At 59.8% G+C, this 12,420-nt stretch carries 12 protein-coding genes; 1 reads left to right on the top strand and 11 read right to left on the bottom strand.

Translation table 11 applies throughout. From position 1 onward, the window contains the following. Positions 1 to 48: 48 nt before the first annotated feature. The 10 genes from ACR0J5_RS06740 to alr all read right to left on the bottom strand — a co-directional run bounded on the left by ACR0J5_RS06740 (position 49) and on the right by alr (position 10,030). Entirely contained in the window at positions 49 to 693 is a 645-nt protein-coding gene (locus ACR0J5_RS06740; protein ID WP_480651659.1) for an SDR family NAD(P)-dependent oxidoreductase, read from the bottom strand. 41 nt (positions 694 to 734) lie between these two features. Then, on the bottom strand, positions 735 to 983 hold the full coding sequence (locus ACR0J5_RS06735; protein WP_480651657.1) for a hypothetical protein: 249 nt from the start codon (positions 981 to 983) through the stop codon (positions 735 to 737). A gap of 266 nt (positions 984 to 1,249) precedes the next feature. Next, a complete protein-coding gene (purF, locus tag ACR0J5_RS06730; protein WP_480651655.1) occupies positions 1,250 to 2,773 on the bottom strand; it encodes an amidophosphoribosyltransferase in 1,524 nt (507 codons plus the stop codon). 628 nt (positions 2,774 to 3,401) lie between these two features. Continuing rightward, on the bottom strand, positions 3,402 to 4,025 hold the full coding sequence (locus ACR0J5_RS06725) for a CvpA family protein (protein ID WP_480651654.1): 624 nt from the start codon (positions 4,023 to 4,025) through the stop codon (positions 3,402 to 3,404). 41 nt (positions 4,026 to 4,066) lie between these two features. Beyond that, complete coding sequence (gene radA / locus ACR0J5_RS06720; RefSeq protein ID WP_475209158.1) at positions 4,067 to 5,428, bottom strand: DNA repair protein RadA; 1,362 nt, start codon at positions 5,426 to 5,428, stop codon at positions 4,067 to 4,069. Between the two features lie 122 nt (positions 5,429 to 5,550). Beyond that, a complete protein-coding gene (locus tag ACR0J5_RS06715; protein ID WP_480651652.1) occupies positions 5,551 to 6,336 on the bottom strand; it encodes a DNA repair protein in 786 nt (261 codons plus the stop codon). 148 nt (positions 6,337 to 6,484) lie between these two features. After that, on the bottom strand, positions 6,485 to 6,937 hold the full coding sequence (locus tag ACR0J5_RS06710; protein ID WP_480651650.1) for a paraquat-inducible protein A: 453 nt from the start codon (positions 6,935 to 6,937) through the stop codon (positions 6,485 to 6,487). Positions 6,938 to 7,473: 536 nt separating this feature from the next. Further along, positions 7,474 to 8,220: an ABC transporter ATP-binding protein gene (locus tag ACR0J5_RS06705; protein WP_480651648.1), complete on the bottom strand. Its 747-nt coding sequence runs from the start codon at positions 8,218 to 8,220 to the stop codon at positions 7,474 to 7,476. After that, on the bottom strand, positions 8,217 to 8,999 hold the full coding sequence (locus ACR0J5_RS06700) for an MlaE family ABC transporter permease (RefSeq protein WP_480651646.1): 783 nt from the start codon (positions 8,997 to 8,999) through the stop codon (positions 8,217 to 8,219). Before ACR0J5_RS06700 ends, ACR0J5_RS06705 begins: the two co-directional genes overlap by 4 nt. Continuing rightward, on the bottom strand, positions 8,996 to 10,030 hold the full coding sequence (alr, locus tag ACR0J5_RS06695; protein WP_480651645.1) for an alanine racemase: 1,035 nt from the start codon (positions 10,028 to 10,030) through the stop codon (positions 8,996 to 8,998). The genes ACR0J5_RS06700 and alr overlap by 4 nt, the downstream gene beginning before the upstream one ends. 219 nt (positions 10,031 to 10,249) lie before the next feature. Between alr and ACR0J5_RS06690 the strand changes: the two genes are divergently transcribed. Next, the gene (locus tag ACR0J5_RS06690; RefSeq protein WP_480651643.1) at positions 10,250 to 10,786 is read left to right on the top strand and encodes a GNAT family N-acetyltransferase; all 537 of its coding nucleotides are present in this window, start codon (positions 10,250 to 10,252) and stop codon (positions 10,784 to 10,786) included. A 3-nt stretch (positions 10,787 to 10,789) separates the two neighbouring features. Here ACR0J5_RS06690 and ACR0J5_RS06685 read toward each other — a convergent pair whose 3' ends face one another. Continuing rightward, positions 10,790 to 12,280, bottom strand: coding sequence for a replicative DNA helicase (locus ACR0J5_RS06685; protein ID WP_480651641.1), 1,491 nt, complete (start codon positions 12,278 to 12,280; stop codon positions 10,790 to 10,792). Positions 12,281 to 12,420 lie beyond the last annotated feature (140 nt).

Below are 12,420 nucleotides of genomic sequence, written 5' to 3'. Positions count from 1 at the left end.
CTGTCCAAAAATATCCCCGCCGGAGGCATGGCCCGCAAGGGCCATCCTTTACAGCGATGCCAGAATGCGCGCCGCTTCATCTGCCGGGCTGGTCAGACCCTCACGATCCTCACCGGGATGGAACCGTGCGCGCACTGCGGTGGGCATAGGCGCGGGTTCAACGATCGACACGCGCGGCCCGGTCTTCTCGGTCTCCAACGCCCAGCTGCGTGCCAAAGCCATCTGTGCCGCCTTGGTCGCGCCATAGATGCCATAGAATTTTTCACCCGCCTTGGGATCGTCAAAGAAAACGGCATGGCCGTCTTCACCCAGCAACGGCGCGATGTACGGGATCAGAATCGAAGTGGCCGTGGCGTTGATGTTCATCGCCTTGGTCCATTCCTTGGGATCAACAAAATTGGCAGGCGTCAGGGCCGACGTATGAACTGCCGTGTGCAGCCAAAGATCCACCTTGCCCCAGCGGTCATGAATGCCTCGGCACAGGGTTGCCATGGCGTTCGGATCGGCGATGTCCATCGGGGCGAGGGTGGCCGCGCCGCCTTTGGCCTGAATGCGGTCGTCCAGCTCTTCCAGCCCGCCGGTGGTGCGGGCGACGGCGACAATGTGGTATTCGGGTGCCAGCGCCTCGGCCAAGGCCGCGCCCAGCCCGCGTGAGGCCCCGGTGATAAGGGCAATTTTGGTCTGATCGGTCATGACAGCGGTTTGAACCCCTGCGCCCAAAGCGTCAAGCCAGATTAGCTGCCGGGTATCGCGATGCGCCGTGTCTGGCCGCTTTGTCGCAGCATGACGCCGTCTTCGTCGATGGCGACAACCGTGCCGGATGACACACGGCTGCCCAGCTTAACCTTTTTGACGCGTCCCGAAGACAGGCGCATCAGCGCGTTCATCTCGGCTTTGGGTCCGAAAACACCAAGAACCGAGACCGCGTTTTTCTTGAGCGCGCCTTTTTGCGTGGCCGCGCTTTTGACAGTGGCGTTAGACATGAAATGTGGCCCGGCCGCAGCGGCCCGACCCCTTGTTGTGAGTGGTTGGTGAACGATGGCCTAGCAAAGCCCGGCAGTGAGAAAAACCCCAACCCCCGTTCACGAAACCGACAGCAATCTGCCCCCTGACGAAGCCTTTGGGATTGCGTTTTCTTCCCCAAAGGGTTGTGCGCGAAATCCCACTCATGCAGGTCGAAGCCGCGCAAAATAAAGGCCCGCGCCACAGGTGGGTGCGGGCCTTTGAACACTGCGATTCGATTGGTGCCCTAGCCGGATGCCAGCTTTGCCGCGTTCCATGACCCGCCTGGCACCTGCATATCCGCGCGCTTTTTGGTGACGCGGCTGCTGTTTTCCAGGCTGTCCAGGTAATCACCGCTGACGCTGCCGGTGATGTAATTGCCGTCAAAGCAGGAACAGTCGAACGTCTCGATCTCGGGGTTGCCTTCTTTGGCGGCCCAGATCAGGTCGTCGAGATTCTGATAAAACAGCGCGTCTGCGCCCAGTTCCTGACGGATTTCTTCGATCTCTTTGCCATTGGCAACCAGCTCATGCTTGGTGGGCATGTCGATCCCGTAGACATTCGGGAATTTCACCGGTGGAGAAGCGCTGGCGATATAGACCTTTTTGGCACCGGCCTCGCGGCACATCTGCACGATCTTCTTGATCGTGTTGCCGCGCACAATTGAATCGTCGATCAGCAGCACATTATGCCCTTTGAACTCAAGCGGAACGGCGTTCAGCTTGCGGCGCACGGATTTCTGACGCTCTTCCTGACCGGGCATGATGAAGGTCCGACCCACATAGCGGTTTTTCACCAGACCTTCGCGATAGGGGATGCCAGTGGCCTTGGCGACCTCAAGCGCGACGGGGCGGGCGCTGTCGGGGACCGGGATGATACGGTCGATCTCAAGCCCTGCCGCCTCGATCTGCCGCGCCAAGGTCTGGCCCATGCGCATTTGGGTTTTATAAACCGACACGCCATCCAGCAACGAATCCGGGCGCGCCAGGTAGACATATTCAAAAATACAGGGCGTCAGTTGCCCTTCGACCGCCTGAAAGCTGTGCATATTGCCGTCGAGATCGATCAGGATCGCCTCGCCGGGTTTCACATCGCGCAGCTTTTCGAACCCGTTGATGCCAAAAGCCACATCCTCGGACGCAAAGGCATAATCGTCTCCGTCGCCGTCCACATCGCGCTTGGCGACGGACAGGGGGCGGATGCCATAAGGGTCGCGGAAGGCCAGCATGCCAACGCCCGCAACCAGACAGATCACCGAATAGGCGCCCTGAACCCGCTCCATCGTCATCTTGACGCCGGCAAACAGGTTGCGGATCGGCTCGGCATTGCCGTTCACCTTGATCGCATCGGCCACCTTGTCGGCCAGCACGTTCAGCAGAATTTCCGAATCCGATGTGGTGCGCAGATGGCGGCTGTACTTTGCGGTTACCTTTTCGCGCTGTTCAGCGGTGTTTGTGATGTTGCCGTTATGGACCAGATAAATCCCGTAAGGCGCGTTCACAAAGAAGGGCTGTGCTTCGGCCGCGCTCAGCGAGCCTGCGGTGGGATAGCGGACATGGCCCATGCCGATCTTGCCAAACAGCGTCTCAGCGTCCTGGGCGTTGAACACGTCCTTGACCAGACCGTTGGCTTTTTTCTCGCGAAAGAACTCGTCATTATAGGTGACGATCCCCGAGGCGTCCTGCCCCCGGTGCTGCAACATCAGCAGCCCGTCATAGATTTCCGCAAAGACATCATGTGTCCTGCTTGCGATCCCCAAAATCCCACACATCTACGGGCTCCAACTTTCTGCGACACTGTCACTGGCGATGATGATCTGAACCTCTGCATGGGCGAACCTGCGCACCTTGGGGCCGCAATGGCCCAGGGTACAGACGCGCCTTCGAAAAACGGGCAGGCGCGAAGGAAAACAGGTGCAGCAAGATCGGTGACTCCGATTCCATGTCAGTTCGGCCTCCACATACTGCCTTAGCAGGGCTGTGTCATCAAAGGATCACAATTGTTACTTTCATCCTTTGGATTTTGCCGGATGCGGCATCAAAAGGTGACATGGGTCCGGGCTTGTGCTGTCATAATGGCAAGTCTGAAGGTCGAAAGACATCTGACAACGCGCGAGGCCGAGCCATGTGGCAACACAAGCAGGGACAAAAGAAAGAAGAAACCATCAAGCGCCGGTGCCATCGGTGCCGGGGGATGGGGCGTTCGCCTTGTCCGATCTGCAACGGGTCCGGCGAGGTGATCAAGACCCGCGATATACACGGCGCACCGATCATGGGCCGGTGTGAGGGGTGCTTTGGCCTGAAAAACACCCGGTGTAGTGTCTGCGGCGGGGAAGGGTTCATCAACGAACGCGTCTGACAGGCAGACAAGAAAAAGCCCGGTCATTGCCGGGCTTTCTTTTATTCGGTTGTTGCGGGGGCGGCCTCTTCCGTGGCCGGAGCCGCGGGTTCCGGCGTGGGGCTGCCGGAATGTGCACCGCAGCTTGCCACCAGTTCTTCATATTGCTGTGTGACCCAACCCAGTGCCTGTTCGGGGTTCTGTTCTTCGATCCGGTCGCTGAACTGTTCGAACACCTTGGCCGAGCGGCTTTCGTCCACGATTGTATAGGACTGGCCGGTCATTACCGTGTCGTAGACAAAGAATGCGATGGCCACCAGCAGGATGCCGCGCGCGATCCCGAAGAAAAAGCCAAGCGCCTGATCCAGACCGCCAATGGCCGAGCGTTGCACGATCGACGAGAACAGCGGGGTAAAGATGCTGACCACGATCAGTGCCACCGCGAAGACGGCGGCAAATCCGGTGATCACCGACAATTCGCAGCTGTCGCGCAGGAAATCTCCGACGACCGGAATCTCTTTGACCAGCGGAACAACCTGGGGTGCAAAAATAAAGGCCAATACGGCGGCTGCGACCCAGCCTGCAATGGCCAAAACTTCACGTAAAAATCCGCGTGAATAGGCCAAAAGGCCTGACACGACGATAATCAGGGCTACCACCCCGTCGATAATTGTAAAACCTTCCATGGCCCTCGCCTGTATTTTTTTCAGCCCCTCAAGGCGTTATCTTAACCTGCTCCGAAGGTTTCGCCAACAAACCCCACCAAATCAGAGGGTCGGGTGAGTGTCAGACCTGCCACAGTGCCGGTTTTGCCACCCGCCGGAGCAATGGCCGATGTGAAACCAAGTTTTTGCGCTTCTTTCAACCTGTTTTCGGTTTGCGGGGCCGGCCTAAGTGCCCCGGATAACGAGATTTCTCCGAAAACAACGGTATCCGCGGGCAGGGCTGTGTCTTCGCGGGCACTCAGCAATGCGGCGGCCACTGCCAGATCGGCGGCAGGTTCGCTGACCTTCAGCCCGCCGGCGACGTTCAGATATACGTCGAGCCCGGCAAAGGGGATGCCGCAGCGGGCTTCGAGCACCGCAAGGATCATCGCCAGCCGCCCGCTGTCCCAGCCGACAACCGTGCGGCGCGGCTGAGAATGCGGCGACGGGGCCACAAGTGCCTGTAATTCCACCAGAACAGGGCGGGTGCCTTCGATCCCGGCAAAGACCGCCGAGCCGGGGCTGGGGGTGCCGCGTTCCGACAGAAACAGGGCCGAGGGGTTGGTGACCTGTGCCAGCCCTTTCCCTGTCATCTCGAACACGCCGATCTCATCCGCAGGGCCAAAACGGTTCTTGACGGCGCGCAGGATGCGGAACTGGTGACCGCGTTCGCCCTCGAAATACAGCACCGTGTCGACCATGTGTTCGACCACCCGGGGGCCTGCGATCTGGCCTTCCTTGGTGACGTGGCCGACCATGATGATCGAGACGCCGTGTCGTTTCGCAAACGTGGTCAATTCATGCGCAGCGGCCCGGACTTGTGACACTGAGCCGGGGGCGCTGTCCACATTGTCCGCCCACATGGTCTGAATCGAGTCGATGATGGCAAGGCCGGGCTTTTCGGCCTCAAGCGTGGTGAGGATGTTGCGCAGGTTGGTTTCAGCAGCCAGTTGCACCGGTGCATCCTCAAGCCCCAGACGACGCGCGCGCATACGCACCTGAGCGCTGGCTTCCTCGCCCGAGACATAAATGGTTTTGACGCCTGCGCGCGAAAACCGGGCGGCGGCCTGCAGCAACAGGGTGGATTTGCCAATGCCCGGATCTCCGCCCACCAGCAGGGCCGAGGCGGGGACAAGGCCGCCGCCCAGCACGCGATCCAGTTCCTCGACCCCGCAGAGGGTGCGGGGCGGGGGCGTTTCCTCGGTGGACAGGTCCGTGAGTGCGATGGACTGGCCGCGCTTGCCACCGAGGGATTTCTTGGCGGGGCCAGCCGAAAGGGGGACGTCCTGGGTGATCGTGTTCCACTCACCACAGGCGTCACAGCGCCCGGACCAGCGCGAATGGGACGCGCCACAGGCCGAGCAGGAGAAAGTCGTCTTTGCCATGCGGCCTTGGTGCCCGAGGACGGGCGGTTCTTCAAGCCCTTGCAGGGCTTTCCTCACCGCCGGTGGGGCGCCGCGTCCTCAGGCCCCAAGGGGCCATCGTCTGCGGCGGGCGCTGGCGCGCCTTACTCGGCCGCGCGGGGCGGGGGCGACATGGCGATGACGCTGGAGGTTTTCGCTGCGCTGTCATTGGGCGCGGTCTGCAACTGGGCCGAAAGCTCGGGCAGCAGTTCAAACAGTTCATCGCGCAGGCGGGACAGTTGCGAACGGGCGATGGTTTCCTCCATCTCGACATCGCGGGTCCATTGGCGCAGTTCATTCTGGATCACCTGCGCCTCTTCCAGACGCTGCTGGAACAGCTCGATCTCTTCCTGACGCTGTTGCAGGAAGGTGCGGGCCCGAGTGACGCGTGTATCGCCATAGGTATCCGCCAGTTCCTGGCTGATCTGGCTCATCTGAGCGGCGATCTCAAGGATTTCGGGTTCAAGCGATTGCAGGTTGGGGTGTTGGCGCAGGAAGGCCATGCGTTCCTTTACCGCGTCGAACTCGGAGGACATCATGAACAGACCCTCGCGGTCGGCGGCATGGGCCATCTGGTAAGCCTGCGTGATGTCGTGCATGTTCAAAGCAAATTTGCGGTGGTTGTTTTCCAGCGCCATCATGCGGCCATTTGCAGGCAGGTAGAACGCCAGCATCAGGACCAAAGCCGTCAGGCCGATCTGGATGAACATCCCCGCGTCGGTTGCGGGGCCCGCCCCGAATCCGGCTTGCATGGACAGCCAAGGCAAAACCCCAAAGGCGGATAAAAGCGTCGTGGCAACGGCCATCAAAGCAGCCGCGCAGATCAGGAAAAAAGTCAGTCTTAAAAAGGCATTCTGAAATTGCAATGTTATGTTGTGGAAGGTGGTCATGGTTGACGATCTCCTTCTAGAACCGGTTAAAGACCGGACCCTAGCGGAGACATCAAAAACACACAGTATGATCCGCTGCGGATCCGTAAACTACAAAACTTGCTGCTCGAAATATTAAGATGATACTCAGATAAACGTTTTCAATCAATTAGCTCTGAGGATTTCGTGATTTGAATGTCATCTCGGTAATATAGCCGAGGGCAAGCGAGGCCAGAATGCAGGCGGTAAACAGGTACAGACCCCAGGCGGTCTCAACGGTGGCGTATGAGATGCCCTTGGCCAGCGTGATGTAAAGCGCGATCAGGAAGATGTCGGCCATGGCGAGCTTGCCCATGATGTTGAGCGCGGGTTGAACGCGCGGGTCCATCAGGTTCCATTGGATCAGGGCGGTGCCAATGGTTTTGACAAAAGGTGCCACGAGGGCAAAGACGGTGACCACCAGCGCAAGGAAGATGTCGGATTTCCACAATGATTGCAGGCCGGTGATGACGCTGATTTCTGACAGGCCGAAGATCGGTAGGAGACCGGCGCGCATCAGGGGGGCGAACCATGCGATGGGGTAGAGGATCAGGAGGGAGAGGGTGGCGAGGCGGAGGGTCATTGCGTTGGTAAATCCGGTTCTTGTTGCCAACATCTATGGGCCGACAAATCCAGTCGCAAGTTTTTCATTGAGGTCGCAATTGCCCATGTTTAAGTGTTTTAGGGCATAGTCATTCTTCTTGGAGTTGCAGTGCCTGATCCTGTGATAAAAATCGTATACGGTCCGTCTGCACTGAGCAAAGGTGTCTCTAATGCGTCGACAGGAGGACTAGGCGCTCTTCTGTCCGCCGGCAGTTCGGCTGCTGACAGATTGCCCTTCGACCGGGAGCAGCTTTTTGGAGTGCTGCATTTCCGGTTGTACGAAACGAACCGTGCTAGACAAAGGGCCAATTGGTTTGGAGGACGGATTTACAACAAGTTTTCTGGCGAAGATCCCGAATATATACCAGTTTCGGGTACGCATTTGACGCAAACACTGGATGCAATCCGAATTCAGGCTCCGGACTTTGTAGTTGCTAGTGGGCACTACTTGCTGAGATATGACTACGCTAAACGGGCTTATGATCAATTGAAAAGCGAACGGCAGCAGGAAGGTACTTAACGCACCGCCTCAATCGGCCCCTCGGCACTCCCGCTGATGAACTGCTCCACATAAGGATCACCCGAGGCGTCCATCTGGCTGACCGGACCGGTCCACTGGATGACGCCTCCGTGCAGCATCGCCACATTGTCGGCAATCGCGCGGACCGAGCTCATGTCGTGGGTGATGGTCATGGCGGTGGCGCCCATCTCGGTCACGATCTCGCGGATCAGGTCGTTGATGACGCCGGACATGATCGGGTCCAACCCGGTTGTGGGCTCGTCAAAAAAGATGATCTCGGGCTCGGCGGCGATGGCGCGGGCGAGGCCCACGCGTTTTTGCATACCGCCCGACAGTTCGGATGGGAACCGGTCGGCCACGTCCGATTTAAGGCCCACGCGGCGCAGCTTCTCGATGGCGATCTCGCGGGCGTATTCGGCGGGGCGTTTCAGCGGGCCGCGCAGGAGGCGGAACGAGACGTTCTGCCAGACGGGCAGCGAGTCAAACAGCGCCGCGCCCTGAAACAGCATGCCAAACCGGGCCAGAAACGCATCGCGGTCGCCTGTGGAGGCGTCTTTGCCATCCACATAGATCATGCCGCTGTCGGGTTTGATCAGGCCAAGGATACATTTCAGCGCCACCGATTTGCCGGTGCCCGAGCCACCGATGATGACCATCGACGTGCCCTTGGGGATCTCAAGGTTCATGCCTTGCAGCACGTGATTGTCGCCAAAGGCTTTGTGGACGTTTTCAAGCCGTATCATACCGAAAAGAACACCCCTGTCAGAATGAAGTTGGCGGCCAGGATCATGATCGCTGCGGCCTCGACCGAGGATTTGGTGGCCCGGCCCACGCCCTGTGCGCCACGGCCCGAGTTCATGCCGTAATAGCAGCCCATGACAGCGGTGATCAGGCCAAAGGCGGCCCCCTTGGCGAGCGAGGTCAGCACGTCGTGTAGTTCCAGGAAATTCACCGTGTTCTGCAGATAGACGGCGGGGTTGAAGCCCAGGCTTTGCGTGGCCACCAGATAGCCGCCCGCGATGCCGATCACATCGCCTACGGCCACCAGAACCGGCACGGTCAGGACTGCGGCCAGAACGCGCGGGGCGGTGAGGTATTTCATCGGATGGGTGGACAGGGTGACCAGCGCGTCGATCTGCTCGGTCACTTTCATGGTGGCGATCTCGGCGGCAATGGACGACGTCACGCGCGCCGCGATCATCAGCCCGCCCAGAACGGGGCCCAGCTCGCGCACCATGCCGATGGCGACGATCTGCGGCACCACGGCCTCGGCATTAAAGCGCGCGCCGCCGGCGTAGATTTGCAACGCCAGCGCGCCGCCGGTGAAGATCGCCGTCAGGCCAACCACCGGCAGGGACAGCCAGCCGATATTCAGCAGCGCCATGGCGAATTCACGCGGATAAAACGGCGGGCGGAAGATGTGAGAAATCGCATCCACCGTGAACAGCGCCACTTTGCCGAATGTCGCAAACAGGGTCAGGACCGCACGGCCCAGACCACCCAGCATATCAAGAGGGTTCATTCCACGTAGCCCCGGGAATAGCGCGCACCAAGCGAGGTGAGGATTTCATAACCGATGGTTCCCGCCGCCTCGGCCAGATCATCGACGGTCTGGTGGCCGTTCAGAATACGCAGACGCTCGGGGTCTTCGGGCAGGTCGGTGACATCGACGGTGATCAGGTCCATCGAGATCCGGCCAACCACGGGGCAGGGTTTGCCTGCCGCGAAGGTATCGATGCCGCCGCCGATGGCGCGGTGCAGACCGTCCGCATAGCCTGCGGCCACGGTTGCGATCCGCGATGGGCGTTTTGCCACCCAGCTATTGCCATAGCCCACGGTCTCACCCACCTCGACCGAGCGGACCTGAATGACGGGCAGGTCGGCGGTGACAACAGGTTTTGCGTCCGCAAAGGGCATGCCACCATAAAGCCCCACGCCGGGGCGGCAGAAATCAAAGTGGAACTCGGGGCTCAGCAAGGTGCCTCCGGTGGCCGCCAGCGACCTTGGTGCGGTGACACCTTCGGTCATCGCGCGGAAGGTGTTCAGCTGCTGCGCGTTCATCGGATGATCGGGCTCATCCGCGCAGGCCAGATGGGACATGACCACAACCGGGTTCAGTGCCTCGGCCTTGGGGCGCAGTTCGGCCCAGTCGGCGGGCTCCAGCCCCAGGCGGTTCATACCGCTGTCGAGTTGAATCCCAAAGGGCCGATCGGGCAGAGCCTGCTGATGGCGCAGGAATTGCTCGGGCGCGTTGATCAGTGGCGTCAGGTCGTGATCGCGCAGCAGATCGGTGTCGCCTTCCATATGGCCTGAGAACACGGCGATCATCGGACCGGGGCCAACGGCCTTGCGCACGGCAACGCCTTCTTCGGCGACGGCTACGAAAAACTTGCGCACGCCTTCCTCGGCCAGCGTTGCGGAAACGGGTCCGGCGCCCAGACCGTAGGCGTCGGCTTTGACAACGGCGCCGGTCTCGACAGCCGTCTTTGCGTCCAGCGCGCGCCAGTTGCTGGCCAGCGCCTGAAGATTGATCGTCAATCGTGCGGTACTCATGGTGCTGTTCATGACATTGGAGCGCCGCAGGTCAAGGGGGAATGCGGCGATTTCGACCCTTATCGTGACGATACTGCGCGACGAATGGCCACTATCCCAAGGCATTGGCGAAAAAAGGCCTTTGAGCGGTTCAGCTATGTCTCGTCTTTGTGTTCGCACTGTGATCAACTTGAGACATAGAGCAAAGTCATTGATGCAACCAAAACGAGGTCGAAGGCGTTGAACCTGACAGCAGATTACGCAGCCCATACCGATCAAATACCCCGGTTTTTCCAGACGGTTTTTGCCGATTCCGAAGGCGCGGAGGAGGGGCGTACGATAGGGGCACTGGTGGCGGATATTCTCAACGCCACGCCGCGCGACGATCTGCGGGGTGCGCTGGCGCTGGACGGGGCCGACCTGATTGGGTGCACACTGTTTACCCGGCTGAACTATGAGGATGATCCACGTCAGGTGTTTCTGATGTCCCCGGTTGCGGTGCAGACGGGCAGGCAGAAATCAGGGATCGGGCAGAAACTGATCGGTTTCGGGTTGCAAGACTTGCGCCTGCTGGGGGTGGATTTTGTCATGACCTATGGCGACCCGGCCTATTACGGCAAGACGGGGTTCGAACATGTTCCCGAATCACAGGCCAAGCCGCCAATGCCGCTGAGCATGCCGTTTGGGTGGCTGGGGCAATCCCTGAGCGGCGCTGAACTGCCCATCGCGGGCCCGTCACGCTGCGCCAGCGCATTCAACAAACCGGCGCTGTGGTAAGGGTCAGTAACCCTCGATCTCGCCGCCCTGTTGCCAGGGCTTGACCAGATTGCCGAACCGGGTGAACTGCGCCTCAAAGGACAGCTCGACCGTGCCGATGGGGCCGTGACGCTGTTTGCCGACGATGACTTCGGCCTTGCCATGCAGGCGTTCCATGGCCTGCTTCCAGTCTTCCATCTTCTCCAACTCATGATCGCCGGGCTTTTCGCGTTCTTTGTAGTATTCTTCACGGAACACGAACATCACCACGTCGGCGTCCTGTTCGATCGAGCCCGATTCCCGCAGGTCAGACAGCTGTGGGCGTTTGTCGTCGCGGCTTTCGACCTGACGGCTCAGCTGCGACAGCGCGATGACCGGGATGTTCAATTCCTTGGCGATGGCTTTCATGCCCATCGAAATCTCGGCGATCTCGTTGACGCGGTTGTCGGCCATACCCCGGCACAGCTGCAAATAGTCGATCACAAGCAGGTCCAGCCCATGGGTCCGTTTCAACCGCCGCGCGCGGGCGGCAAGTTGGGAGATCGGCAGGGCAGGGGTGTCGTCGATAAACAGCGGGCAGGCTTCCAACTCTTTGGCGGCATCCACGAAACGGCGGAACTCACCCTCGGTCATGTCACCCTGACGGATTTTGTGGCTTGAGATTTCCGAGGCTTCGGCGAGAACCCGGCCCGCCAACTGCTCGGCGCTCATCTCGAGCGAAAAGAACCCGACCACGCCGCCATCAATCGCGCCCTCGGACCCGTCGGGTTTGGTCCCGCGCTTGTAGGCTTTGGCCACGTTAAACGCCACGTTGGTCGCAAGCGAGGTTTTCCCCATCGACGGACGACCCGCCAGAATGATCAGGTCGGACGGGTGCAACCCCCCAAGCTGTTTGTCCAAGTCGGCCAGACCGGTGGAAATCCCCGCCATGCCACCACCGCGCTGATACGCTTCGTTGGTGACGTTGACGGCTTCTGTGACCGCCTTGAGGAAGGATTGAAATCCCTGTTCGGTCTGGCCCTGCTCGGATAACTGATAAAGCTGTTGCTCGGCCTCGACGATCTGTTCCTTGGGCTCGCTGGAAACATCGACCCGTGCCGCCTTGTCCGAGATGTCGCGACCCAGCCGGATCAGCTCGCGCCGGATGGCAAGGTCATAGATCATCTGGGCATAATCATGCACCGCGAAGGCACTGATCGATGCCCCGGCCAGTTTGACAAGATAGGCGGGGCCGCCCAGTTCCTTCAGGCCCTCATCCTCGGCCATGAAAGATTTCAGCGTCACGGGCGAGGCCAGCGCGTTCTTGGCGATGCGATTGGCCGCGACCTCGTAAATCCGGGCGTGAACCGGGTCATAGAAATGCTCGGACCCGATGATCGAGGCCACCCGGTCATACAGGTCGTTATTGGTCAGGATCGCACCCAGAAGCTGCTGTTCGGCCTCGATGGAATGCGGCATGGTTTCGGCGTTTTGAATCTGCGCCGCTGCCTGCTCGATACTGCTTATCTCGTTCATTTTGTCCCCGCTGCCCTGCTGAGGTTCTACACGCGAATGACCGATCCAATCCATCTGGAAATCCCTGTGGCTAACTTGGGGTAAGACCTTGGGATAACTTTCCAGACAGGTTGGATATCTGAATGGGTGTAGCTTATTAT

The organism is Ruegeria sp. BE1, assembly GCF_056538885.1.
Note: the sequence above shows the minus strand (reverse complement) of the source record. Positions and strands in the feature narration are given on the sequence as shown.

What these genes read in the sequence shown, in the direction of transcription:
- ACR0J5_RS06740 (WP_480651659.1), bottom strand. Translation starts at nt 693, where the DNA reads ATGACCGATCAGACCAAAATTGCCCTTATCACCGGGGCCTCACGCGGG.
- ACR0J5_RS06735 (WP_480651657.1), bottom strand. Translation starts at nt 983, where the DNA reads ATGTCTAACGCCACTGTCAAAAGCGCGGCCACGCAAAAAGGCGCGCTC.
- purF (WP_480651655.1), bottom strand. Translation starts at nt 2,773, where the DNA reads ATGTGTGGGATTTTGGGGATCGCAAGCAGGACACATGATGTCTTTGCG.
- ACR0J5_RS06725 (WP_480651654.1), bottom strand. Translation starts at nt 4,025, where the DNA reads ATGGAAGGTTTTACAATTATCGACGGGGTGGTAGCCCTGATTATCGTC.
- radA (WP_475209158.1), bottom strand. Translation starts at nt 5,428, where the DNA reads ATGGCAAAGACGACTTTCTCCTGCTCGGCCTGTGGCGCGTCCCATTCG.
- ACR0J5_RS06715 (WP_480651652.1), bottom strand. Translation starts at nt 6,336, where the DNA reads ATGACCACCTTCCACAACATAACATTGCAATTTCAGAATGCCTTTTTA.
- ACR0J5_RS06710 (WP_480651650.1), bottom strand. Translation starts at nt 6,937, where the DNA reads ATGACCCTCCGCCTCGCCACCCTCTCCCTCCTGATCCTCTACCCCATC.
- ACR0J5_RS06705 (WP_480651648.1), bottom strand. Translation starts at nt 8,220, where the DNA reads ATGATACGGCTTGAAAACGTCCACAAAGCCTTTGGCGACAATCACGTG.
- ACR0J5_RS06700 (WP_480651646.1), bottom strand. Translation starts at nt 8,999, where the DNA reads ATGAACCCTCTTGATATGCTGGGTGGTCTGGGCCGTGCGGTCCTGACC.
- alr (WP_480651645.1), bottom strand. Translation starts at nt 10,030, where the DNA reads ATGAGTACCGCACGATTGACGATCAATCTTCAGGCGCTGGCCAGCAAC.
- ACR0J5_RS06685 (WP_480651641.1), bottom strand. Translation starts at nt 12,280, where the DNA reads ATGAACGAGATAAGCAGTATCGAGCAGGCAGCGGCGCAGATTCAAAAC.